The following is a 24,800-nucleotide window of genomic DNA, read 5'->3' on the forward strand; positions in this document are numbered from 1 at the left end:
TACTGGATTTTTTGATGAAGGAGTAATTATGGGACGACTGATATTCGAGCCTTCCGGCTATAAGGTGAAATGGGGCGTGGAGACTCTTGAACTGCTAGCGAAGGAGTTTGCGCTGCTGCAATTTCTGTATCATCATCGCGAGCGGGCTTTCACGCGCGATCAACTGTTGGATCAGGTGTGGCCAATGGAGTTTCCGGTGGAGCGGACGGTTGACGATCATATTTATCGCTTGAGGAAAAAGCTGGGTGTCTGGAGGCATATCCAAATCAATACGGTACGGGGATACGGGTACAGCTTGACCGTCAAGGAGCCAAAATCTATGTTTAATCCATCAGTAGCTGATCGCGACGTCAATACCTCAATGAGGGAGATCTTTAAGAAATACCACTTGTTCGGACAAGGCAAGTCAATGCTGGTGCTGGCAACACAGCAGGATATTCTTGGATTTGAAGTGGACCCGTTCTATGCCGTTTATTTAAAATTCATTCAGGGGGATATTGCCTGGTTTTTGGAAGCAGAGGACTTGCCGATGGAGACTAGGCTGTACTGGCTGCTGCTTTTATATCGAGGGGTTAATCCAGAGCCACAGCAGATGCTGCACTATTGCCAGCTAGCTGTAGCTCATCGTCTACTCTCGCCGCAGGAGCACCGCGAAATGAAAATTCTTAACATTCTTGAGGTGTATGCGGATGCTGGGCTTGCCCTCGAGGCGATGAAGCGGTTCGAAGAGACGCGAAAGACGGTGGAGGCGGAGGAACTAAGCGGATTCGTGATGCCGGTAGCGATTATGGAAATGTATGTATATGTGCTGGCTGGCGAATTGGAGCAAGCGGATGCGGTATCGGAACGATTGGGCAGCTTGCTTCGGGATGCGCCGTATTTGCGGGAAATCGGCCGTTTTCGCATTGTGCAGGGGCTGCTGAACTTGAGGCGTGGCCGGGAGCAGGAGGCCGAGCAATGCTTTGATGAAGGATTGGACGTGCTGGAGATGTCGCTAAATGTTCCGCTACGGATGATTTCCCTCAGCCAAATCATGAGATATATTGCACATAATTATCCCGGCCTTGAAATGGCACGCAAATATGCCCTGATCTATGAAAGCTTAGATCAAAAACATGGACTTTCCAAGCATAAGAGAAGTTTGGAAGCCATCATCGGCCGAGCGTTGTCTATATTCTAGTTTAGGGAGCGCAAAAAAGACTCGTCTGATAATCCTCTGACAATTGCCATATAACATGGAGGTATCTAGTGACACGGAAGGAATTATCCTCTATGAATATGACACATCATGAACGCTCCTCTTTATTATCGATACGAAGTTTTAGAAGTATGTTTGCGGCTTATGCACTCGCTTCTTTTGGCGACTGGTTCGACGCCCTGGCGATACAGGTGCTTGTCGCTTATCGTTGGGGTGCAGATCCGATCATGCTGGCCCTCATTCCAGTGATGATGGCGCTGCCAGCCGTTCTGTTCGGCTCTTTCGCTGGAACGGTCGCAGATCGGGTGCGCAAAGCCCGGTTGATGATGGCATGCGACCTGCTTACCGCGGCGCTCACGCTGTGCATCTTGGCTGCTCCTAATATGGCGTGGCTTTTGCCTTTGCTGGCCCTTCGATCAGCTTGCGGCGTATTCCATATTCCGGCTCAGCAAGCATTAACCCGACAAATCGTTCCATTGAAGCTGTTATTCCAAGCTACGTCCCTCAATGGCCTGGTGAATCAATCCTCGAAGGTGGCAGGTCCACTGCTTGGGGCAATGACGCTGACCGTGATGTCGCCCCAGGCGTGTATTATGCTCAATATGGCGGCACGGCTGTTCTCTGCGGCACTGCTATGGCCGCTTCGTTTACTGCCGGTGTCCCCTCTTGCAGAGGAATCCAGGGAATCTACAAAAGCCACGGAGTCCAAGGGAGTCATGAAGTCCCAGGTGCATCAGGAGGCCAAGAATTCCGAGCATGGCGCTAAAGGTTCCTTCCTGCGCAGCTGGCGGGAGGGCTGGCTCTATCTTTTTCAAGCTAAAAAATTGCTCTTTACAATGATGTTCGGCTTTATTGGCTTAACGTCGTTATTGATGATCGATTACCAATTTCCAACGCTGCTGCGTTCGATCGAACCAACCAATGAAGTGCTTATCGGCTGGTTAGTGTCTGCGATCGGGGCTGGTGCGATAATCATGCTTGTCATTATGAACCGTTTAAATCGGATTCGCTATGGCTGGGGGCTGGGCGGGGGCTATGTGCTGATCGGCGTTGGGATCGCATTTCTTGGACTGTGTCCACCAGGGACTGGCCCGTTCCTGCTCCTCGGACTGGGAATCGTCATTGGTGTTGGAAATGGCCTGTACATGGTAACGCAAAATTATATTCTGCAGCAAGAAACCTCTGAGGATATGGTCGGCCGGATTTTTGGCATTCAGAATACGATGATTAGCCTGGTGAAGCTGACAGCTCCTTTAATTGGAGGGGTGCTCGTAACAGTGATTGAAGTGGGCAAAGCTTTTATGCTTATCGGTTTCATCACCGCATTAATTGGATTGGCTGGCATTGTGTTTCGTACGGCAATATGGGGTTCCCCTGCGATAAGCAAGGATAGGGCATCGGTTGCTGGCGAGAGGGCGGAGAAGGCACTATAATAAATTGAAGGCTTTAAGGATTGAATGAGCCTGTATGCATCATTATTGAACGTTGAATAGCTTAAAAGTAGACATGGAAAAAGACCAAGCAGCGTATATGTTCATCCGGGTGATAAAATGATATTAAAACGATCCAGGCAAGTCAGCATTGCATCATATGATACATCAATACAAACGATAGAGGAGAGCATAGTTATGAGTATAGCTAAATTAATTGATCACACCCTACTGCGACCGGATGCGACGAAAGAAGAGATTCGGAAGCTTGCAGAGGAGGCGAAGAAGTACGGCTTTGCTTCAGTGTGCGTGAATCCTACGTGGGTAGCCTATGCCGCAGAACTGCTGTCCGGCAGTGATGTGAAGGTATGTACTGTCATCGGTTTCCCGCTGGGTTCTGCTACACCCAAGACCAAGGCTTATGAGACGGCAGATGCGATTAGTAACGGTGCCGCGGAGATCGATATGGTGATGAATATCGGAGCGCTGAAATCAGGAGATGATGCTACCGTGCTAGACGATATGAAAGCCGTTGTAGACAGAGCTGCTGAGAAGGCTTTAGTTAAAGTAATTATAGAGACTGCTCTGCTCACTGATAAGGAGAAAGTAAGAGCCTGTGAGCTGGCTGTTCAGGCGGGGGCTGACTTTGTGAAGACATCCACTGGATTTCAGGGCGGCGGGGCTACGGCCGAGGATGTAGCTCTTATGCGGCGTACCGTAGGGCCGGGCGTAGGCGTAAAGGCTTCGGGAGGAGTTCGCAGCTTGGACGACGTAAATAAGATGGTAGAGGCCGGCGCAACCCGCATCGGTGCAAGCTCAGGTGTGCAAATTGTGAAGGGCGAGCAGGGAACGAGTTCTTATTGACCAAATAACACTAAACCGCAGAAAGGGAGCAGTGAGCATGGCAAAATTCAGAAGGATACACCTAATCGTACTGGACTCCGTAGGGATCGGCGAAGCGCCGGATGCTGCCGAATTCGATGATGTGGGCGCGGATACACTCGGTCATATCGCAGAAGCCTGTGGCGGGCTGAATATGCCGAACATGGCCAAGCTTGGACTGTCCAACATAGAGCCGATCCAGGGTGTGCCCAAGACGGACAAACCGCTGGCGTACTATACGAAAATGCAGGAGGCTTCGCGGGGCAAGGATACGATGACTGGGCACTGGGAAATTATGGGATTATACATTGATACTCCGTTTCGCGTCTTTCCAGACGGCTTTCCGGACGAACTCATTCGCCGTATCGAAGAGAAGACGGGCCGTAAGGTGATCGGCAATAAGCCAGCCAGCGGCACCGAGATTATTGACGAGCTGGGCGAAGAGCATATGAAGACTGGTGCGCTGATCGTATATACCTCTGCTGATTCCGTGCTACAAATCGCTGCCCATGAAGAGGTGGTTCCGTTGAAGGAGCTGTATCAAATTTGCGAGTTCTGCCGCGAAATCACGTTAGATGATCCTTATATGCTGGGCAGGATCATCGCCCGTCCGTTCGTCGGCGAGCCGGGGAACTTTACACGTACATCGAACCGTCATGATTACGCGCTGAAACCGTTTGGCCGCACGACGATGAATGAGCTGAAGGACAGTGGCTTCGACGTCATCGCCCTGGGTAAAATTTCCGATATTTATGATGGGGAAGGTGTGACCCGAGCGGTGCGCACCGTTTCTAATGCCGATGGCATGGACAAACTGATGGAGACGCTCAAGACACCGTTCCATGGACTGTCCTTTCTGAACCTGGTCGATTTCGACGCGGTCTTCGGACATCGGCGGAACCCGCAAGGGTATGGCCAGGCGCTTGAAGAATATGATGCTCGTCTGCCAGAGGTGTTTGAGCTGCTGGAAGAAGACGACTTGCTAATCATTACGGCGGATCACGGCAATGATCCGACGTATAAGGGGACAGATCATACGCGCGAATATGTACCGCTTCTGGTGTATTCGAAGGCTTTTGCCGGGGAGGGAAAGGAACTGCCGCTGCGCAAAACCTTTGCGGATATCGGGGCTACCGTGGCGGATAACTTCGGCGTGAAAATGCCGGAGCATGGGGTAAGCTTTTTGGCGGATTTGAAATACAATTCAAACGTTGAGGAGGAAGCCAGATGAGCGTACACATTGGAGCAAAGCAAGGAGACATTGCGGACACGATTCTGCTGCCGGGTGACCCGCTGCGAGCGAAGTATATTGCAGAAACCTATTTAAGTGACGTGGTTTGTTATAACGAGGTGCGCGGAATGCTCGGCTTTACTGGGACGTACCAAGGGAAGCGCGTATCCGTGCAAGGAACTGGAATGGGCATTCCGTCCATAGGAATATACGTTCATGAGCTGATCCATGAATATGGCGTTAAAAATTTAATGCGCGTCGGCACATGCGGAGCGATGCAGGAGCATGTCCGTGTGCGCGAGGTTATTCTCGCGCAGGCTTCGTGCACGGATTCCAGCATTAATCGCCACAACTTTGGCGGATACGATTATTCGCCCATCGCCAGCTTTCAGCTGCTTAAAACGGCTTATGAGCGCGGGCTCGACAAGGGACTAAACATGCATGTCGGCAATGTTTTTACCTCTGACGTGTTCTACCGTGAGGACAAATCGATCGTCAAGAAGCTGATGGATCACGGAGTGCTTGGAGTAGAGATGGAGACGACCGCCCTTTATACCATTGCCGCAAAGTTCGGGGTAAACGCATTAACGATACTTACCGTGAGCGATCATCTCATCACTGGAGAAGAAACCACGGCCGAGGAGCGTCAGACAACCTTCCATGACATGATGGAGGTTGCGCTAGAGACGGCAATTTCACTGTAGCATGGACAAGCGAAGAGTAGCTTGTTTTCGCGTTCGCGTCTCGGTGTAATGACTTGATGTGCTGTTCGTAATATGCTGTTGTTCAATTTATCTGTATGTGGATCAGCTAATCACAGTGAGGAGAATCTGCGATGAGAATGGTGGATTTAATTGAAAAGAAGCGAGACGGTCAAGAGCTGACGACCGAGGAAATTAATTTCATTATTGAGGGCTACACACGGGACGAAATTCCCGATTATCAGGTGAGTGCCCTGGCTATGGCAATCTTCTTCAAGGATATGAGCGAGCGAGAGCGGGCTGATTTGACGATGGCGATGGCTCACTCCGGAGATACAATCGATCTGTCGGCGATTAAAGGTGTGAAGGTAGACAAGCATTCCACCGGGGGAGTCGGTGATACGACGACACTTGTGCTGGCCCCGCTTGTTGCAGCGTTGGATATTCCCGTAGCCAAAATGTCGGGACGGGGGCTTGGCCATACGGGTGGCACGACCGATAAGCTGGAGTCCATTCCGGGCTTACATGTCGAGATCGGCAGGGAGGAGTTCGTGAGGCTCGTCAATGAGCATAAGATCGCGGTCGTCGGTCAAAGCGGTAATCTGACACCAGCCGACAAGAAGCTTTACGCGCTGCGCGACGTGACGGCTACGGTCAACTCCATTCCGCTGATCGCCAGCTCTATTATGAGTAAAAAAATTGCCGCAGGCTCGGATGCAATCGTTCTGGACGTGAAGACAGGAGCCGGCGCGTTTATGAAGACCGCGGAGGAGGCTCGAGAGCTCGCTCACGCTATGGTCAGTATCGGCAACAATGTCGGCCGGAGAACGATGGCCGTCATCTCTGATATGAGCCAGCCGCTCGGTGCAGCGATTGGCAATGCTTTGGAGGTTCGCGAGGCGATTGATACCCTTCGCGGCAATGGTCCAAAGGATTTGGAGGAGCTGTGTCTCGCTCTAGGTCGCCAGATGGTCTTTCTAGCAGGCAAAGCCGCATCTCTGGAGGAAGCGGAAGAGAAGCTGAGAGAGGCTATACGTAGTGGAAAAGCGCTGGCGAAATTCAAGGAATTCATCAAAAGCCAAGGCGGCGACGCCTCCATTGTAGATGACCCAGACAAGTTGCCTACGGCCACTTATCGAATCGAAGTTCCTGCGAAGAAGGACGGCGTCGTAGCTTCCATTGTGGCCGATGAAATTGGCACTGCAGCGATGCTTCTTGGAGCCGGACGAGCAACGAAAGATTCTGAAATTGACCTTGCCGTCGGTCTAATACTGAACAAGAAAATCGGCGACAAAGTAGTCGCGGGGGAATCCCTCGTGACAATTCATGCTAACCGGGAAAATGTCGATGAAGTCATCGAGAAAATTTATGGAAACATCATGATTTCCGACCAAGCAGCCGCTCCTACGCTCATTCATGGTATTGTGACCGAATAGGCTCGATCGCCGAGGCACTCTTGTTGGGCATTACGAAATCTCTTTTGGAGTGTAGTAAGTCAATGAGCAAGTCAGTAAGTAGGATCTTGAAATCTTGAATAGAAAATCGACAGATACAGCAATAGAAAGCATTAGCCCTCCTAAGCAGGTAGGCTAATGCTTTTCTTTGCTGGAAAGAAAGTCATTGAGCGGCAGCTTGTTGAAATAGAGTGAACTGTCGTGGTTACTTACTGTTTCAAGTATTGGAGCATTTGACAAGTTATCAGTTTATATATAAACTGATAACAACAAAGGTATTTATATCGTTAAAATTAACTGATTCGCAGCGGTTAATCACAGTTCGAAATAGAGGTGCAGACAGATGGGGAAGGAACGGAAGAATGAAGAGCAATATAAACGGCAGGACGAACGTTTGGGGCTGCTTATTTGGTTCCGGTTATCTCGGATTTACAATCAGAGCCTTCGAGCTTCGAATCAGTATTTGAAGGCATGGGATTTGACGGTAGCGCAATTTGATTGTCTTGTGCAAATCGGTTCGCACGAAGGTCTTACTCAGCAGGAGCTGGCTGACAAGCTGTTCGTTACAAAGGGTAATATTACACAGCTGTTGTCCAAGATGGAGCAGTTGGGTTGGATTACAAGGCAGCAGACATGGAAGACGAAGCATTTGTACCTCAGCGAGCAGGGGCGCAAGCTGTTCGATGAAGTCGTTCCGAAGCAGGAGCATTATCAAGCCTCACATTTCGATACACTGAACCTGGAGGAAAAGAAACAGCTCATCGCCTTGTTGAGGAAAGTAGAGTCTGCCTCATTAGAACAAGAAAAAGATAAATCATGAAATGGGCTCATGCCCTAAGGCTCGCTTGATTTTAGTTGTATGTATGGATAAATAGCGGTTGATTTAGTCTATGAATTAGAACGCATCATGTATGAGCAAATAATAACAGCATGGAGGGATTAATATGCATTTTAAGGGAATTCACCACGTATCGGCCATTACGGCAAATGCCTCGGAGAATTTTAATTTTTATACAAAGATAATGGGGCTTCGGTTGATTAAGAAGACGGTGAACCAAGATGATGTTTCTGTATATCACCTGTTTTATGGAGATGAGAAGGGGAATCCTGGCACGGAGCTGACGTTCTTTGAAATCCCGGCGGCAGGACGGAACCGAGAGGGGAATGACAGCATATCGACCACCTCGCTGCGCGTTCCGAATGATGAAGCATTGGCCTATTGGAGACAAAGGTTTGATGAGTACGGTGTAGAGCATGGTGAAATTACTGAACGAGCGTGTAGAGCGACGCTTTCATTTACCGATTTTGAAGGGCAAAGACTGATCCTCGTTTCCGATGAACGGAATGAGGGAGTTGAAGGCGGCAGACCATGGGAAAGAAGCAGCGTCCCGGCAGAATACGGAATTACGGGGCTGGGCCCGGTGCAATTGACTGTAGCAAATGCCGCTCCGACGATTTCGGTATTGACTGAGCTTATGGGCTTCCGGAGAAAAGGGCAATATCCGTCGGATATTGCTGGACAACCGGATATTCAAGTGTTTGAGACCGGTGAAGGAGGAACGGGAGCCGAAATCCATATCGAAGAGCGCCATGATCTACCGAAGGAGCGGCTTGGCCGCGGCGGGGTGCATCATGTAGCTTTCCGTGTGGAGGATGAGGAGGAGCTACGGGCCTGGATCAGCCGAATCCGGGCAGCGAGAATAGCGAGCTCTGGCTTTGTGGATCGATTCTATTTCCGATCGCTGTACTTTAGAGAGCCAAACGGTATATTGTTTGAAATAGCTACCGATGGCCCGGGTTTTGATACTGATGAGGATATAGAGCATCTTGGAGAATCATTAGCTCTTCCGCCATTTTTGGAATCTAAGCGCGAACAGATCGAAGCTCATTTGAAGCCGTTAGATACGGTGCAATAAATTGGAGACGGAGGTCAGTGTGTGAGTTAGATCCACCGGGAAGATTGGCAGTTCCATGATATGGGGAATGCAAAAATGTACAGCCGCAACTTGGCTGTACATTTATTCGTATTGGTAGCGGAAGAAACAAAGTCTTCTATGGGAAATTGACATCAATAAGCTCCCTGGTGACTTCTCTCCATACTACGCTCAAATGCCACGATCCATTCTCCCTGAATGAGAGCATATCCGGTATCTCCTTCGGCGACTAAACCGTAAAGGTTCTTAACATCCAGATACTCCCTGCGTTCTCCGTTGTCGAATTGCAGGGTGATATAATAATGGGTTCGTGAAGTGGAGGAGTGCATATGGTCGTTCGCGTGATGGCTGGAACGATGCTCCACGTACATTCGTTTAGATACGATCGTAGCAAATACGGATCTTTGGGGAGAGTTTTTGTTTTGGGCGTATTTTACTCCATTTGAAATAAATGTAGCGATAATGATTCCAAATATAACGACAAATATGATCGGAAAAAGAGTAGACATGATGTCGAAAAGCCCCCCTCCTATAGGTGAAAAACCAAAATCAGACATATTTATGCCTCCTTCACAATATAAACGCAATTGGAATACAATTGGTTTCGTATAAAAACTTACTGTTCGGAGAAGATGGTAGCTAGACGTATTCGGCACAGCATGAAATGCAGGCAGAACGAACAACAATTGACCGGCTGCGTTGTGCCGCCTTGCAAATTATGTTAAAATAATATTACTTTTGAAAAGAACGGAGGGTTCCCTGTGATTTACATTAGATCCCGTTTTGCTACTTTGCGCGGCTAATTGAATAGTGCTCAAAGGCTCTGCCCTGTGCAGGGCAAACGGGAGAGGTGTGCTATCATAAAGGGGATCTTTATAATAGAATATGCCGACTGTGCCTGACGTCGCTTACGGTAAGCGCTATTTGCCGTAGGCTTGACGCTGGTTAAGGTTCTTGTTTGCAATGACACAGGGTAACGCCTGTGTTTTTCTTTTCCCTTTAAACTTTTGATCACGAAGTGATTCAAGTAAGGAACTCGACATCGACTGTCGGAGGAGGTTATGTTTGTATGGAACAATTGCAGCAGAAGGCGATTCTGGTCGGAGTCAACTTGAACCATCAGGAGGATTTTGATTACTCCATGGAAGAGCTGGCTAATTTGACGGAGGCCTGCGATATTGAAGTCGTAGGTACGTTAACGCAAAATTTGCCTAAGGTCAATAAATCCCATTATATTGGAACTGGTAAAATTGGAGAAGTTCGCGGGTTGATTGAAGGGCAGGAGGCGAATCTCGTCGTTTTTAACGATGAATTGTCTCCGTCGCAAATTCGCAATCTAGAGGCGGATCTGGAGTGCAAGGTCATCGATCGTACGGTGCTTATTCTTGATATTTTTGCGCAGCGCGCTAAGACAAGGGAGGCTCAACTTCAGGTTGAAGTGGCCCACATGAAATATATGCTGCCACGGCTTGTCGGGATGAGGGAATCTCTAGGTCGGCAGAGCGGTGGCGTCGGCACGAAGAACCGGGGGGCGGGCGAGACGCGTCTGGAGCTGGATCGCCGTCGTATTGAAGAAAAGATAACGGTATTAAGTAAAGAGCTTGAAGTGCTCGTGGCACATCGTCAGACCCAGCGCAAGCAGCGCAAGAAGAACGATCTGCCGGTCGTGTCCTTAGTAGGGTATACTAACGCTGGCAAATCGACCATTATGAATGCGCTGATGGAACGGTATAATCCAGCGCCGGAGAAGCTCGTTTTCGAGAAGGATATGCTGTTTGCCACTCTGGAGACTTCGGTGCGCAACATTCCGCTCCCGGACAACAAAGCATTTCTCCTTACGGACACGGTCGGCTTCGTCAGCAAGCTTCCGCATCATTTGGTCAAGGCGTTTCGCTCCACACTGGAGGAGGTAGCCGAGGCGGATCTATTGATTCATGTCGTCGATTACAGTAATCCGGAATATGAGAGGCTCATCCAAATTACCAAGGATACACTGAAGGAAATCGGTATTACGGACATCCCGACGTTGTATGCCTATAACAAGAGCGATCTAACCGACCATCCCGTACCTGATGTTCAGGGAGATCAAATCTATATTGCTGCTAAGCCGCGAATCGGCATTGAGGAGTTGGTTCAGCGGATCAAGGAAACGATTTTTAAGGATTACATCTATTGTGAGATGCTTATTCCCTATGATCAAGGGGCACTTGTATCCTATTTCAACGAGAATGCGAACATTAAGGCTACCAGCTATGAAGCTGAAGGCACTAAGCTAACGATGGAGTGCAAGCAGAGCGACTATAACAAATTCAAGCAGTATGTTATTGAAGCTGAAAGCTAGAATCAACAACACCCCGGCACCGCACTTTAGTGCGACTGCCGGGGTGTTGTTGGGTCAAGGACAAACAATATTAACAGATACGCCTGTGGACTATAAATCGATATGGTTGATGGGTTGGTTCTTTAGCTCGGCCTATTCAGTGGCAAACTCACTTTAAAGGTTGTGCCTTCCCCAGATGAGCTAAAGACCTGAATTTGCCCGCCATGCGCTTCCACGATCGACTGGGTGATGGCGAGGCCAAGACCGGCTCCTCCTTGGCTTCTCGTCCGCGAAGCGTCGCTGCGATAGAAGCGGTCGAAGACATGCGGTAGATGCTCTGGCGGAATGCCGCAGCCGTTATCGCGGATAGATAGTATGGCCTCCTTGAGGGTAGTAGTTAGCGTTGCGGTCACTAATCCCTGTTCGGGATCAGTATGCTGTACGGCATTGCTGAACAGATTCAGGATAACCTGTTTGATCGCGTTGGCGTCGTACATTCCCTTTACTCCTCCGGTTAGGACAAAGCGCACGGTTCGCTGCTTCGCCAGCATGCGCAAATGAGGCTCCATTTCCGAAATGAGCGAATCCAGTCGCGTTTCATGTAATTCCAATACGGGCTGACGATCCAGTTTGGCGAGCAGCAACAGATCCTCGACCAGCATTTTCATGCGTGTGGACTCGCCGAGCATGCTTTTGAGGGAGGTCTGCAAATGCTCTGGATTTGCTGCTGCCCCGCGCAGGAGCACTTCCAGAAATCCGTGAATGGATGTGAGCGGTGTGCGCAGCTCATGCGAAGCATCAGCGATAAAGCGACGCATCTGCTCCTTCGCTTCCCGTTCTCCCTCGAAAGAGATCTCTAGCCGCTCGAGCATGCCGTTGAACGACTGGGCAAGAGCGTCAATCTCCGATTGTCCTTGCCTGGAAGGGAATCGAATGCCCAGATTTCCGGCATTAATATGTTCTACGGTGCGAACCATGCGGTTCAGCGGGTGCAGTGTTCGGCGCAGCAATGGCAAATAGAGCATCAGGCCGCAGGCAAGCGCGATCGCGGACAAGGTAATGAAGATTAGGAGCTGGCGCAGAACGATGCTCTGCAGCGGCGCGGTATCCTTGCCAATTTGGATGAGCCCGGCCGGGGCGCCAGGCCCTCCAGCCGGGCGAAATACGACGAGCTGCTCTCGGCCCGTCTTATCCTGAACGACTTTGTATTCGCCGTGAACTCTCTGTTCAAATTGCTCTTGCAGAGCGGCATATTTATCGGCGGATAGTTGAGGCGATACCATTCCCGCCGCTGCCCCCGTCCAATCGATGAACTCCCCGTTTTCCGAAATATAAGCAATCGACATGTCAGGGAGGAAGACCAGCGGTCTTCGATCTGGGGAATTTATATTGTTGAGATTCCAGTGTTCGGGAACACGTCCGGGAATACCGAAAAGATCCTTCGGAAGCCCGTGACTTTGAGAGCTCATCGTTTCTGCCTGATTCCGATACAGGAAATCTTTCATAATCACATATTGAAACGCACCGATTAGGAGAAGCAGTACAGCAAGGACGAGTAAGGAACGGGACAATAGTTGAATTCGGAGAGAGCGAGGGGCGGCGGCACTCCGAATACGACTGCGGATCTGTTTTAGTCTGCTCATATATCGACCCGGTACCCGGCTCCGCGCAATGTTCGAATGAGCCGGTGTTCTTTGTCGTTTAATTTATCGCGCAATGACCGGATGTACACCTCGACGATGTTTTCTTCACCACCGAAATCGTATCCCCATACTTTATCCAAAATGGTCGTTTTACTCAGCACGATACCATGATTAATCACAAGATATTTGAGCAGCTCGTACTCTGTCGGAGAGAGCTCCAGTACTTGCTCGTGGAATATAAATTCCTTCTTCTTGTCATTTAAACGGAAAGGCCCTATTGTAACTTCTCCGAGCAGGGCCGGGAATTGATTGCGTAGTCGAGCGCCAATGCGAGCCAACAGCTCCTCGAAGCTGAACGGTTTGACGACGTAATCATCCGCACCGATCGTCAGCCCTTTGACCCGGTCTTCCACTTCATCCTTGGCGGTCAGCATAATGATGGAGGTGTGCATGCCGCTTTTTTTCAGCAGTCGACAAACTTCCCACCCATCCATGCCGGGCATCATGACATCGAGGACGATGATATGAGGCTGAAATTCCGCAGCCAGATTAATAGCGTTAAGTCCGTCATGCGCAATTCGCACCTCGTATCCTTCGTTGATGAGTCCAAGCTCTAGAAACTGAACGATATGGGGCTCGTCGTCGACCAGTAATATTTTGACTCCCTTTAAGTGATTCATAGGTTGAAGCCTCCTCTTGCAGGACTGACAATTTTAGTATTTTCTATTATAGGGGATATTTCTGAAAGCAGGCTGAAAAAAAACTGAGCTTCGTATTAATAACATGTTTTCTATGAGAATATTACGTTATACGATGTAAAATATTTGAATCTAGGACTCTATCATCTTGATTGTCCGATACTTTGTAGGATATACTTTTCTAAGTTAATGAGTAAAAGGAGAGTATTGAGATGGACAAAGTATTGATTTTCGGTCACAAAAATCCGGATACGGATACGATTTGTTCCGCAATCGCCTACGCGGATCTGAAATCCAAGCTCGGCTGGAATGTAGAGCCTGTCGCCCTGGGAGCTGTGAACGGGGAAACGAAGTTCGCTTTAGAGCGTTTCGGATTCAAGGCTCCACGTGTTGTTGAGAGCGTGGCGGGAGAAGTGAAGGATGTCATTCTCGTGGATCACAATGAGCGTCAGCAGAGCGTTTCCGATATCGATCAGGTTCGAGTTGTGGAGGTTGTTGACCATCACCGTATAGCCAACTTCGAGACAAGCGGTCCATTGTACTACCGTGCAGAGCCAGTTGGCTGTACGGCAACGATTCTGAACAAACTGTATAAAGAAAACGGCATTGCTGTTCCAGCGGATATTGCAGGGTTGATGCTGTCTGCGATTATTTCCGATTCCTTGCTGTTCAAGTCCCCGACCTGCACCGAGCAGGACGTGGCAGCTGCTCGCGAGCTTGCTGAAATCGCTGGCGTGAACGCGGAAGAATATGGCTTGGACATGCTCAAAGCGGGTGCCGATCTGAGCGACAAGTCGATCGAAGATCTCATTACCCTTGATGCGAAGGAGTTTGACATGGGCAGCTCCAAAGTAGAAATTGCCCAAGTTAATGCGGTTGATGTGAATGATGTATTGTCCCGTCAAGCGGAATTGGAGACTGCTTTGGCAGCCATCGTGGAGAAGAAGGGTCTCGATCTGTTCCTGTTCGTGGTAACGGACATTCTGAACAATGATTCCGTAGGTGTGGCGGTAGGTAAAGATGCGGCTGCGGTTGAGGAGGCTTATGGTGTCAAGCTAGTTGACAACAAAGCAGTATTGAAAGGCGTAGTCTCCCGCAAATCGCAAATCGTACCAGTTTTGACAGACATTTTCAACAAACGTTAATTGAAAATCCATTGTGATTGAAGCTGAATATTACGATAGCAAAGAGTCCAGAGCAGAGCGCTGCTTCTGGACTCTTTTTTATTTTCACGAACCGTGTAACAATCTGGCTTGGCAGGGTAATAAGGTATATACATCAAAATAAACACGGTTGGATGAAATAGATCATGCTGAATTGGTTATGGTGAACAGTGGTAACTGCGTAATTTTTAATGCTGTCTATACGATTGCACTCGAAGCCGTATCTTCATCCGAGCCGGAGCCTGCCGTGAGCGGAGAAGGCTTATGTTTAAAGATCGGGATAAGAATCAGTGCTCCGAGGAGCATGAAAATACCCGATACAGTGTAAATTCCGACGAGGGGGAAAGCTTTTTTTAACAGTCCGGCAAGAGATATCATAATGACCATCATCCCCATAAACATCGGACTGAGTACGCCGTTTACCCTGCCGACATAAGATTGCTCTGTCCATTGAAGAATCATCGTATTGATGCCGATTTGAATGCATGGAAAAGTAAGGCCGTTGATAAACTGCAAGGTTAAGGTCAAAGGAATACTGGTGGAGAAGCCCATACCGATAATACATAGGGCACTGACGGTTAAGCCGAAGGCAAGAAGCAGCTGCGGCGCGAATTTTTTCGTCAGCGTCATGATTACGATACCGCCTATGAACATAGCAATTCCGTTGACCATCATCAGGAACTGCAGGAACTCCTTTGGCTGGCCTAATCTTTCCGTTACGATGAACAGCCCGAGGGTCTGAATCGTTCCGATCGCAAAGCCGGCAATGGCAAAGGTTGCCCCCAGCACCTTGAGAACTTTGCTGCCCCATACGTAGCGAAAACCATCAGCCAGCTCCTGGCGGATGCCCCTGTGTAACAATAATTCATTTTAGACTTCTTGAAAAGGGAAAAATCAACTATAATTATTTCCTGTATATATCAAATCTGTTGCAACTGATCTGCATTCATGTTCAATCGTGAATTAATTGATGTATGACATCTTACTGGACGGAGGCAGAAGTATGAACATCAGAGAAGATGGACGGCAGCTTATTTGTGCAAATGAAGAAGAGATTTCAAATCAGGGTGAATCCGGTTACAGTATGGGTCTACTCCTAAAGAAATCCAGTTCGGAATTCAATCGAGCCCAGTTTTACGGACAGATTTTACACCATGCGCGAGATATCGTTTATTGTTGCAATGAGGAAGGGATCTGTGAGTATATCTCGCCATCCGTAGAGTTGGCTCTCGGTTATACTCCAGAGGAATTGCTAGGCACTCCTTATATGGAGCTATGTCATCCCGATGATCGGACTCTCCCTACTGGGCGCGAATTGATTCGGAGTGAAGGAATTATCGAGCTCCGGCTTAAGCATAAAGACGGGAAGTACATATGGTTTGAGTTTAATACTACTCTGCTTAGGGAAGAGTCGGAGCAAGTGCTTGTTCTGGCTATCGGGCGGGATATTTCAAAGTGGAAGAATGAGCAGGCGAGCCTGTCTGAAACGATGCGTACCGCATTAATTGGCAGTTGGGAATGGGAGATTGCCAACGACCGGGTAGTTCTTTTCGATTATGTGTATGAAATGTTTAATCTTAAGAAGGGATCCGTGGCCACTTCCTCCGAACTCGTCGCTCTCATGCAGGATACGGAACGGGAGCGGTTTATGGAGGCGGTTCAGCAGGCGCTGGTCCAAGGAAAGCTCGACTTTGAGCTTCAATACAAACAGGATGATGGGACGATTGGCTACTATTGTCTCAAGGGTATTGTATTTTATGATGATTACAAAAACGCCATCAAAATGAATGGGACTGTGCAGGACATCACAGAGCGCAAAAACATAGATCGCAAAATTCAGGAGACCGTCGAGCGTTATACCTCACTGAAGAAGTACAATCATGATGCCGTGTTCTCCCTGGATTTAGAGGGGAATATCATCAATGCCAACGTCATGGCTGAGAAAATGACCGGCTACACGATTGGGGAGATGGCTGGCAAAAGCTTCTCGCGATTTATCGGAGAGAAGCATGTCAAGCGTATTCTGAAAGATGCGATTAATGACTCGAGCATTGAGAAGCTGATCGATAAGCTGCAGAGTAAGCAAGGCGGGATCGTTGAGGTTCTAACGACGATAGCTCCGATCATGGTTAATCATGAGAACGTGGGCTTCTATATTATCGCGAAGGATATTACAGAACAGAAGAGATTGCTCATTGCCAAGGAAGCAGCGGAAAGCACGAACAAGGCAAAGAGCGAATTTCTGGCCATGATGAGCCATGAAATCCGCACGCCAATGAATGGGGTCATCGGTATGACGGATTTACTCCTGGAGACGACAGAACTGGATAACACCCAGAGAGAATACCTGGATATTATTCGTAAGAGCGGCGATACCTTGCTGAACATTATTAATGACATTCTCGATTTTGCCAAAATCGAATCCGGTAAAACTATTCTGCATCAAGAATTATTCGATATCCGCAAGTGCATTTCCGAGACGCTGGACGTGTTTACGCCAAGGGCCACCGAGAAGGGGCTGGAGATGGAATACGATGTCCATCCTGGTGTCCCGGAAGAACTAGTTGGCGATCCCGATCGTCTGAAGCAGGTATTCCTCAATTTGGTCGGGAATGCGGTGAAATTTACCTTTAACGGTAGAGTCTCTATATCGGTTGATGTCGTGGAGAGACAAGCGGGATACGTCAGATTGAAGATCAAAGTCAAGGATACCGGAATTGGCATACCGCAGGATAAAATATCCCAATTATTCGAACCCTTCTCCCAGCTTGATCATTTCATGACGCGTAACTATGAGGGAACAGGGTTGGGATTGGCGATTACCAAACGGCTGATCAAGCTGATGGATGGGGATATTCGGATTGAGCCTACGGAGGGGCAGGGCGCCACATTTGCATTCCATATTGCTCTACAGGAGCCGACCAAGGAACATATTCCCGATAACGGAGTCGAGGGAGACAGTTCGGACAAAGCGCATGCCCTAGCGCTCAAAGTTCTTGTTGCCGAAGATAATGAAATTAACCAGATCGTGTTAAGGAAAATGCTGGAACGCCTTGGACATCAAATTACGATTGTCTCGAACGGTATTGAAGTCATTCAGAAAATCGCTTATGAAGCGTTTGATCTCATTTTCATGGATGTTCACATGCCTGAGCTGAATGGACTTGATACAACACGGGTCATAAAGGAGACTGTACCTCCGGACAAATGGCCGATTATCATCGCCGTTACTGCTAACGCATTAAAGGGTGACAGAGAGAACTGCTTGAACGCTGGAATGGACGATTATATTAGTAAGCCGATCCAAAGTTCGACTATAGCGGAGATTATAGCTAAATATTTCGGATGACACGAACGCAGCCAAAAGATTTGGTAGGATGAGCGCCCTGTATAAATTACAATGCAGGGTGCTTTTTTGTATTGAAAATCAATTGGGAGAGCAAATAACACTAAAGGGAAGCAATAAAAAGCATAATCGTGATGTTATCGCTTTCATTAGAGAATGTCCATTTGTGATACATCGTTGAAATTTTATATAATCGAGTTCGTGAGCGTTGCACCGGACGAAATTTTAGATATACAGGGAGGATTACATCAATTGTTCAAAACATTAAATATAAGAGAGTCGTGGTTCTCGAATACTCGGGCTGACCTGCTCTCTGGTCTGACGGTTGCGTTTGCTTTAATTCCTGAAGCAATTGCATTCTCGCTACTGGCTGGGGTCAGTCCTATGGTAGGCCTCTATGCTTCTTTTTTTATCGCTGTAGTGATCGCTTTTGCTGGAGGCCGACCGGGGATGATATCGGCAGCTACAGGGGCAATGGCGCTGTTGATGGGTGGGCTCGTTCGTGATTACGGTATCGAGTATTTATTCGCGGCTACGATCCTTGCAGGCATCATTCAAATTATTTTTGGCATGCTGCGACTTGGTAAACTGATTAGTTTTCTCCCGCATTCTGTTATGGTCGGATTCGTGAATGCGTTAGCTATATTAATTTTCATGGCTCAGTTCACGTATTTTAAGGGTGAGGGCTGGATCATGTACGCTCTAGTCGCATTGACTCTCGTTATTATCTATGTGTTTCCGCGTGTGACTAAAGCAATTCCTTCGGCATTGGCGGCCATTATTATCGTGTCGATCATTACGGTGCTTCTCGGCCTGGATGTCAAAACCGTTGGAGATATGGGGACGATTACGAGTGCTTTACCATCGTTTCATCTTCCAGAGGTGGCTTTGACCTGGGAAATGCTTCAAGTCATTTTTCCAGTGTCTTTATCATTGGCTGTGGTTGGACTGCTAGAGTCCCTGTTGACCGCTACGTTAATTGATGATTTAACGGACACGTCGAGCGACAAGAATCGGGAGATGAAAGGTCAGGGGCTTGCAAACATCGTTACAGGCTTTTTTGGAGGCATGGCGGGGTGTGCTATGATCGGTCAGTCGATGATTAACATTAAATCTGGAGGACGAACACGCTTATCTACTTTGGTATCGGGAGTAGGACTGTTATTTCTCATCATCGTGCTAGGGGATGTCGTTAAGGCGATTCCTATGGCGGCGCTAGTAGGCGTGATGTTCATGGTCTGCATAGGTACTTTCGATTGGGGTTATTTAAAAGGCATGCGCCGAAAAATCCCGTATTCGGACGGGTTTGTTATGGTAATTACTGTTGCGGCTGTAGTAGCCACGAATAATTTATCTATCGGTGTCGGGATTGGCGTATTGCTCAGCGCACTTATTTTTGCCTGGAGAATGGCTAAGATCCGTATCGCTTCAGAGGAGCAGGCGGGTATGAAGAAATATACGGTGAAAGGCCAGATGTTCTTCGGAACTGTTACGGGCTTCTTGAATGAATTTGACGCCGTGAATGATCCGGAGCAAATTACTATCGATTTCACGAAATCCCATGTGTGGGATCATTCGGCAGTACAGGCGATCTCCAAGGTCATCGCGAAGTATCAGGATCAGAATAAAGAAGTGCAGATTATAGGGCTGAATAAAGAAAGCACAGAACTTGTGCAACGAATTGGATTATTCGTTGCGGGCAAACAGACCTAACGAAATCGTCATCAGAAGCACAATCTAGTTATAGGCAGTAAATCAAAGGCAGGCCGTCGTATCATGAAACGGCCTGCCTTTATTTTGATAGAAGATTGAAACGGTTAATTTGCTCATGTAATCCTTCCCGGGTAAGAATTTCTATCTGCTTTGTTCCAATTAAATCGAAGTGCGGGTAGGCATCTCGTCGGTGAATGTAATTCGGGTTCAATGCGTTGCTTATGCACCAGTCCGATAATTTATTCAGGTCATTGCAGCCCACTTTGGTGACGGTCGTTATTCCCGGAAAACGCGGATCCAGCCAGTAATGCGTCAAATAAGCAATTTCCCCCTGTGAGACACGCCGCTTCCATGAATTCAATTCTTCGCGTGTGATCCCGAAGGCCATGCGAATCCCCCTTTATACTAATTATTTGTTCCCAAGGGCTTCTTGCTCCGGGCTTCCATTCAAGGTCATCTCAATAACTTGTACTGACGAATCATTATACCATAGGAACTTGCTTAGAAATTCAGTTTGTCGGTTCTAATTATAGGTGCGGCTAGCTTGAAAAAAATCCCTTGGCAAAACTAACCCCATTAGTTAAAATGAAACTAATGGGGTTAGTTTATCTGGAGGAGAGTGTGTGGATGAGAGTGCTTCAGCGTAAATATATATGGCAACTGACGTTTTTGCCCAGGTTGTTTCCGGTAAATTGTTATTTAATTGAGGAAGAGGAGAGTATTACATTAGTGGATGCTGCTCTTCCATATAGTGCGGCCGGGATTTCGAAGGTGATTGAAGATAGAGGCAAGCCGTTGACTCGCATCGTATTGACCCATGCCCACGATGATCATGTAGGGGCACTGGACAGACTGAAGGCGAGATACCCTGAAGCCAAGGTATATATTTCAGAACGCGAGGCGAGGCTGCTTGCCGGAGACCGCAGTCTTCAGGCTGGTGAGCCGCAGACCAAGATTCGAGGAGGCGTGCCCAGTGGCGTTAAGACCCGTGCTGATGTTCTCGTCCATGAGGGCGATAGTATCGGCTCACTACTTGTCATTGCTACTCCCGGGCATACACCGGGCTCGATCTCGCTGCTGGATACAAGGACGAAAGCGCTGCTCGCCGGAGATTCTTTCCACACACGCGGGGGGCTTACGGTGACTGGACATCTTCGCTGGGCCTTCCCGTTTCCGGCACTGGCGACGTGGAGCAAGGAGACCGCGCTTGCCAGCGCAAACAAGTTGACCGATTATCAGCCGACTCTGCTTGCTACAGGGCATGGGGAGTTGTTGCTTGACCCGACAGAGGAGATGCAGAAGGCTCTAATCGCTGCAAGGCGACAATTGAAGGTGAAAAGTTAATTAATTTGAGAATTAGGCAATATATTCATTAGGAGTGATTGTCATGGCACCAAGACCCGGGCTTGATGCAAATATTGTATTGATGGCTGCAGTGGAAATTGCCAATCGGCAGGGAGTTCAGGCCGTAACGTTAGCCTCGGTCGCCGCATCCCTAGGCGTACGCTCGCCATCGTTGTATAATCACATTCGGGGGCTGGAGGAATTGAGAGCACGGCTTGCTTTATACGCTTTGGAACAACTCTATAGTAAAGTGAACGAAGCGGCTGCTGGTCTAAGGGGAAGGAAGGGAGTTGAGCAATTTGCTTATACCTATATCCGTTTTGCACGGGAGCACCCAGGACTCTATGAAAGCGCCCAACTCGTCCCGCAAGGGCTGAACGAGAAGGAGCTTAAGGAGGCCGGCCAGCGCATTGTTGATTTGGTACTTCAGCTTCTAGAGCCTTTTGAGCTGTCACGGGAGGATGCCCTGCATGCCGTTCGCGGATTGCGGAGTCTTATTCATGGCTTTGCCTCGCTTGAGCAGTTGGGAGGCTTTGGCTTGCCATTGTCACTGGAGAAGAGCCTGGATTTTAATTTGCGTATTTTTCTAACCGGGCTGGAGCAATAAATTGGTTAAAGTGCTGACCATTAGGTTAATAGTACACAAGAGTAAATAATAAACCCCGCAAGGAGCCTCCATGCGGGGTGAATTTGCCCACGACGAGGTGGGCGACATATGCTTATTATGTGCCAGATATGATCATATAATGACAATGAGGTTAAGCATCCCAGAAAACGAAAGAGGAGCCTCGGCTCCTCTTCTGACTCAATACACGTATAACGTGTGAATTTATCCACGACAAGGTGGATGACATAATAAATCTACGAACAAATCTCTTGATTCCAATACTACCCTTTTCACAGCGATGTGTCAATCCCTCTCTCTCATAAAATTTCCTGACCTCCAGCCCCTTCCCCTGTCAAAATAATTAAAATCCAAGCGTCCATTTGAGCCGGTTCTCCAGGCGGTTCATGTCTTCGTCATCCAAATTACCCAGATGCTCCTTCAAGCGGATTTTGCTGACGGACGTAGCTTCCTCCGTTTTTGCCGCGGAGTCGAAGGCTAGGAAGTCATATTTGCTTTTGAACAGAAAATAATGGCTCTGAAAGCGCGGAATCGGCTTGCCTTCCTTTGTTAAAATCGGCTGTCCGGTTTTCGGGCTGGTGCGTGTTTTTAAGTTTTTGGTCAATGGGACTACGATAACGTTGCCGGAAGTCGAGTTGACCGTGTTGTTGGAAACGACGATGACAGGCCGTTCTTCGTTTTGTTCACAGCCGATGTTTTCACCAAAATTGCAGAAGTGGATTGCGCCTCGGACCATTCTACGTTTCATTTGGATTTTTTCATGCTCAATCCAATATTGCGCCATTTCGATTTTGAGCGGTTTCCACTCATTAATTTGTTCTTCTTTTAATTTTTGCAGCGCTTTGATGCGGGGACTGGCTGCTTTTGTGAGTCCAGTGCTACGTTGATGATTGTGATTCTGTTCATTTCTCATGTTACCTCTCCTCCAAGCCTTGTGAATGAGCATATTGTAGAATTACACGTGTTTGCCTTCACCTTAAACAAATTTGGTAAATATTTTTAAAAAGATCAAATGAACTCGTTTCTAAATTCGCCGGGCGTTTGGTGAAATCGGAAGAAAATCAACCTCTGGGCAGGGTTTAGGCTTGTTGACAAAATATTTTGACCGTATGATACTTTAGGCAGGCATGAACCACGTTAACTATATGAAAGGTGATATGGAAGTCAGAAAATGAGGTGAATCGAGGATGGCGAAGAGAAGAAATGCGAAACCTACCGCTGCTACCGCCGGCGACAAGCCCACAACGCTTAAAGATCTGCTCGGAGCGGATACGATCAGCAAGCTCAAAGAACAGGCAGAGGGCTTGAGGCGCGAAGAAGAGGAGCGCAAGGCTGCGGCCAGGAAGCAGGCTGAAGAGGCTCGCAAGGCGGAGCAAAAAAGATTGGAGAACGATTTCGAGCATTTGCTGAATAACAGTGATATGGACTGGCATAAATACAAGTAAGCTCAGATTGGCAAATCTGGCATGAAGGTGGATGAGTTGGTTATTTATGAGTAAATTCAATAGAGATTATTTGATTACCATGGACGATATCGTAAGAGAGGGAAATGACATTCTACGGGTGGTGACCGAGCCCGTCAGCATTCCTCCGACAGAGGAGGATCAGGAAGAGATGGCGGCGATGCTGCAGTTTTTGAAAAATAGTCAAGATCCCGAGCTGTCCAAGAAATACAAGCTTCGGGCAGGCGTCGGTTTATCAGCCAATCAGATTGGCCTCAATAAACGGATGTTCGCGGCATATCTTACCGATGAGCGCGGGGAATCCAAGGAATATGCGCTTTATAATCCGAAGATCATTAGCCATTCGGAAGCGATGATCTATTTGCCGGAGAGCGAGGGCTGCCTGTCTGTCGACCGTTCGGTGCAGGGGTTTGTCCCGCGATATGAGAAGGTGCAGATCAAGGCTTATGACGGTGACGGCAACGAGTTGAAGCTGCGGTTTAAGGGATTTGACGCGATCGTCATGCAGCATGAAATGGATCATTTGAACGGAATCATGTTCTATGACCATATCGATAAAGAGAATCCCTACAAGCTGCCGACTGGCGTACCTATAGCAAGCCTGTATTAGCAGCATCGACCTATTAAATAGGTTTAACGTAATGGATAGTTCCATGAACAAGGCCAACCCGGATTGCATGCGGGTTGGCCTTTACTTTTGCGTGATATCTCTATTCCAGTAGAACGATCAGGATCGGCAAGGTGATGAAGGAGGCGAGCGTCGTCCACAACACGCATTTGGATACAGTTTGCGGTGAGGCCCCGAATTTCTCGGCCAGTGCGGAAGCGTTCACCGCTGCCGGCATGCAGGCGAGGATGAACAGTACGGCGAACAACACACCGTCAATTTGCAGCATCCATAAGGCAAGCAGCGCGATTAGAGGCGACAGCAGCATCCGAATGGCGATGCCTGAGCGAAAGGCCCGTTGGGATCCTGAATTCATTGGCAGGCCGGCCACGCCGACCATCTGCGCTCCGAGAATAGCGAGTACAACGGGCGAATAGGCGGCAGCCGCCATCGTAATGCCTTGACCGATGCCCGCGGGTAACGAGAACCCGGTAACTCGGAGCAAAATGGCGGCTGCGGCTGCATATATAGAAGGCAAAGTGAATACGGATTTCACGGCCTCTTTCATGGAAAAATTAGATCGTGCCGCCAAATATACGCCCACTGTATTCACGATAATCATTTGGCCGATGACGTAGACAGAGGCCTTGTCCAGTCCGAGCTGCCCGAAGGCGAGCAGAACGAGCGGCAGGCCGTAGTTTACGCTGTTCGTAAACGTAGCGACTAGTGTGAGTCCCGCCTGTTCGTCAGACGGAAGCTTAAACATCCGACCTACCAGTGCGGCGACGAGCCAGAGCAGGATGAGATTCAGCAGCGAGAAGCCGAGCGTTTGATAAATATCCTGATATGAAATGTCCGCCTTGGCCAGCGTGTCAAGGATCAAGGCCGGATTTAGGAAATACAGGTACAGCGTGACAAGCGGCCTCGTATCGAGCTTCTGGAAGCGCTTGAGCAGTGCGCCGGAAATGACGGGGATCGAGATGGGCACGATGACTTGCAGCATGGTGGATAAGACAGAGTATAGCATGATTAAACTCCCTTCAGCCGA

General features: G+C 48.5%; 23 protein-coding genes. 16 read left to right on the plus strand and 7 right to left on the minus strand.

Features of this window, described 5'->3' with window-relative positions; translation table 11 throughout:
- The first annotated feature begins 28 nt into the window (after nucleotides 1-28).
- From EIM92_RS07860 to EIM92_RS07895, 8 genes are all read left to right on the plus strand, one after another.
- Nucleotides 29-1,180 carry a winged helix-turn-helix domain-containing protein gene (locus EIM92_RS07860; protein WP_125082185.1) on the plus strand — a complete coding sequence of 384 codons (1,152 nt, stop codon included), beginning with the start codon at nucleotides 29-31 and terminating at the stop codon, nucleotides 1,178-1,180.
- Nucleotides 1,181-1,278: 98 nt separating this feature from the next.
- A complete protein-coding gene (locus tag EIM92_RS07865) occupies nucleotides 1,279-2,631 on the plus strand; it encodes an MFS transporter (protein WP_125085063.1) in 1,353 nt (450 codons plus the stop codon).
- Between the two features lie 195 nt (nucleotides 2,632-2,826).
- A complete protein-coding gene (deoC, locus tag EIM92_RS07870) occupies nucleotides 2,827-3,492 on the plus strand; it encodes a deoxyribose-phosphate aldolase (protein ID WP_125082186.1) in 666 nt (221 codons plus the stop codon).
- Nucleotides 3,493-3,529: 37 nt separating this feature from the next.
- Complete coding sequence (gene deoB, locus EIM92_RS07875) at nucleotides 3,530-4,741, plus strand: phosphopentomutase (protein WP_125082187.1); 1,212 nt, start codon at nucleotides 3,530-3,532, stop codon at nucleotides 4,739-4,741.
- Entirely contained in the window at nucleotides 4,738-5,445 is a 708-nt protein-coding gene (deoD, locus tag EIM92_RS07880; protein WP_125082188.1) for a purine-nucleoside phosphorylase, read from the plus strand. The genes deoB and deoD overlap by 4 nt, the downstream gene beginning before the upstream one ends.
- A gap of 131 nt (nucleotides 5,446-5,576) precedes the next feature.
- Nucleotides 5,577-6,878 (plus strand): pyrimidine-nucleoside phosphorylase, encoded by a 1,302-nt coding sequence (locus EIM92_RS07885; RefSeq protein ID WP_125082189.1) that lies wholly within the window; start codon nucleotides 5,577-5,579, stop codon nucleotides 6,876-6,878.
- A 361-nt stretch (nucleotides 6,879-7,239) separates the two neighbouring features.
- The gene (locus tag EIM92_RS07890; RefSeq protein WP_125082190.1) at nucleotides 7,240-7,716 is read left to right on the plus strand and encodes a MarR family winged helix-turn-helix transcriptional regulator; all 477 of its coding nucleotides are present in this window, start codon (nucleotides 7,240-7,242) and stop codon (nucleotides 7,714-7,716) included.
- Between the two features lie 124 nt (nucleotides 7,717-7,840).
- The gene (locus tag EIM92_RS07895; protein ID WP_125082191.1) at nucleotides 7,841-8,812 is read left to right on the plus strand and encodes a ring-cleaving dioxygenase; all 972 of its coding nucleotides are present in this window, start codon (nucleotides 7,841-7,843) and stop codon (nucleotides 8,810-8,812) included.
- A gap of 152 nt (nucleotides 8,813-8,964) precedes the next feature.
- Here the strand turns inward: EIM92_RS07895 and EIM92_RS07900 are convergent, their stop codons facing one another.
- Nucleotides 8,965-9,387 carry a DUF2500 domain-containing protein gene (locus EIM92_RS07900; protein ID WP_125082192.1) on the minus strand — a complete coding sequence of 141 codons (423 nt, stop codon included), beginning with the start codon at nucleotides 9,385-9,387 and terminating at the stop codon, nucleotides 8,965-8,967.
- Between the two features lie 512 nt (nucleotides 9,388-9,899).
- Here EIM92_RS07900 and hflX point away from each other — a divergent pair.
- The gene (gene hflX / locus EIM92_RS07905; protein ID WP_125082193.1) at nucleotides 9,900-11,171 is read left to right on the plus strand and encodes a GTPase HflX; all 1,272 of its coding nucleotides are present in this window, start codon (nucleotides 9,900-9,902) and stop codon (nucleotides 11,169-11,171) included.
- Between the two features lie 122 nt (nucleotides 11,172-11,293).
- Here the strand turns inward: hflX and EIM92_RS07910 are convergent, their stop codons facing one another.
- Together EIM92_RS07910 and EIM92_RS07915 are read right to left on the minus strand one after the other, a co-directional pair.
- Nucleotides 11,294-12,793: a sensor histidine kinase gene (locus EIM92_RS07910; protein ID WP_125082194.1), complete on the minus strand. Its 1,500-nt coding sequence runs from the start codon at nucleotides 12,791-12,793 to the stop codon at nucleotides 11,294-11,296.
- The gene (locus EIM92_RS07915; RefSeq protein ID WP_125082195.1) at nucleotides 12,790-13,473 is read right to left on the minus strand and encodes a response regulator transcription factor; all 684 of its coding nucleotides are present in this window, start codon (nucleotides 13,471-13,473) and stop codon (nucleotides 12,790-12,792) included. The genes EIM92_RS07910 and EIM92_RS07915 overlap by 4 nt, the downstream gene beginning before the upstream one ends.
- A gap of 230 nt (nucleotides 13,474-13,703) precedes the next feature.
- Here EIM92_RS07915 and EIM92_RS07920 point away from each other — a divergent pair, with 230 nt between their 5' ends.
- Entirely contained in the window at nucleotides 13,704-14,636 is a 933-nt protein-coding gene (locus EIM92_RS07920) for a manganese-dependent inorganic pyrophosphatase (protein WP_125082196.1), read from the plus strand.
- Nucleotides 14,637-14,852: 216 nt separating this feature from the next.
- On the opposite strand, the gene EIM92_RS07925 is transcribed toward EIM92_RS07920, so the two are convergent.
- Nucleotides 14,853-15,515: an MFS transporter gene (locus EIM92_RS07925; protein WP_246021246.1), complete on the minus strand. Its 663-nt coding sequence runs from the start codon at nucleotides 15,513-15,515 to the stop codon at nucleotides 14,853-14,855.
- A gap of 142 nt (nucleotides 15,516-15,657) precedes the next feature.
- Here EIM92_RS07925 and EIM92_RS07930 point away from each other — a divergent pair, with 142 nt between their 5' ends.
- Nucleotides 15,658-18,003 (plus strand): PAS domain S-box protein, encoded by a 2,346-nt coding sequence (locus tag EIM92_RS07930; RefSeq protein WP_164515053.1) that lies wholly within the window; start codon nucleotides 15,658-15,660, stop codon nucleotides 18,001-18,003.
- Between the two features lie 249 nt (nucleotides 18,004-18,252).
- Nucleotides 18,253-19,713, plus strand: a complete 1,461-nt coding sequence (locus EIM92_RS07935; RefSeq protein WP_246021248.1) for a SulP family inorganic anion transporter — start codon at nucleotides 18,253-18,255, stop codon at nucleotides 19,711-19,713.
- Nucleotides 19,714-19,792: 79 nt separating this feature from the next.
- Here the strand turns inward: EIM92_RS07935 and EIM92_RS07940 are convergent, their stop codons facing one another.
- Complete coding sequence (locus EIM92_RS07940) at nucleotides 19,793-20,101, minus strand: hypothetical protein (RefSeq protein ID WP_125082199.1); 309 nt, start codon at nucleotides 20,099-20,101, stop codon at nucleotides 19,793-19,795.
- 239 nt (nucleotides 20,102-20,340) lie between these two features.
- On the opposite strand from EIM92_RS07940, the gene EIM92_RS07945 reads away from it, so the two are divergent.
- The gene (locus EIM92_RS07945) at nucleotides 20,341-21,057 is read left to right on the plus strand and encodes an MBL fold metallo-hydrolase (RefSeq protein ID WP_125082200.1); all 717 of its coding nucleotides are present in this window, start codon (nucleotides 20,341-20,343) and stop codon (nucleotides 21,055-21,057) included.
- Between the two features lie 43 nt (nucleotides 21,058-21,100).
- Complete coding sequence (locus EIM92_RS07950) at nucleotides 21,101-21,664, plus strand: TetR/AcrR family transcriptional regulator (protein WP_125082201.1); 564 nt, start codon at nucleotides 21,101-21,103, stop codon at nucleotides 21,662-21,664.
- Between the two features lie 361 nt (nucleotides 21,665-22,025).
- Here the strand turns inward: EIM92_RS07950 and EIM92_RS07955 are convergent, their stop codons facing one another.
- Complete coding sequence (locus EIM92_RS07955; RefSeq protein WP_125082202.1) at nucleotides 22,026-22,595, minus strand: type II toxin-antitoxin system PemK/MazF family toxin; 570 nt, start codon at nucleotides 22,593-22,595, stop codon at nucleotides 22,026-22,028.
- Between the two features lie 274 nt (nucleotides 22,596-22,869).
- Between EIM92_RS07955 and EIM92_RS07960 the strand changes: the two genes are divergently transcribed.
- Together EIM92_RS07960 and def are read left to right on the plus strand one after the other, a co-directional pair.
- A complete protein-coding gene (locus tag EIM92_RS07960) occupies nucleotides 22,870-23,127 on the plus strand; it encodes a YqkE family protein (RefSeq protein ID WP_125082203.1) in 258 nt (85 codons plus the stop codon).
- A 46-nt stretch (nucleotides 23,128-23,173) separates the two neighbouring features.
- A complete protein-coding gene (gene def / locus EIM92_RS07965) occupies nucleotides 23,174-23,755 on the plus strand; it encodes a peptide deformylase (protein ID WP_125082204.1) in 582 nt (193 codons plus the stop codon).
- Nucleotides 23,756-23,855: 100 nt separating this feature from the next.
- On the opposite strand, the gene EIM92_RS07970 is transcribed toward def, so the two are convergent.
- Nucleotides 23,856-24,779 carry an AEC family transporter gene (locus EIM92_RS07970; protein ID WP_125082205.1) on the minus strand — a complete coding sequence of 308 codons (924 nt, stop codon included), beginning with the start codon at nucleotides 24,777-24,779 and terminating at the stop codon, nucleotides 23,856-23,858.
- Nucleotides 24,780-24,800: the final 21 nt, after the last annotated feature.

Origin of the sequence: Paenibacillus lentus (assembly GCF_003931855.1) — a bacterium.
GTDB classification, from domain to species: domain Bacteria; phylum Bacillota; class Bacilli; order Paenibacillales; family Paenibacillaceae; genus Fontibacillus; species Fontibacillus lentus.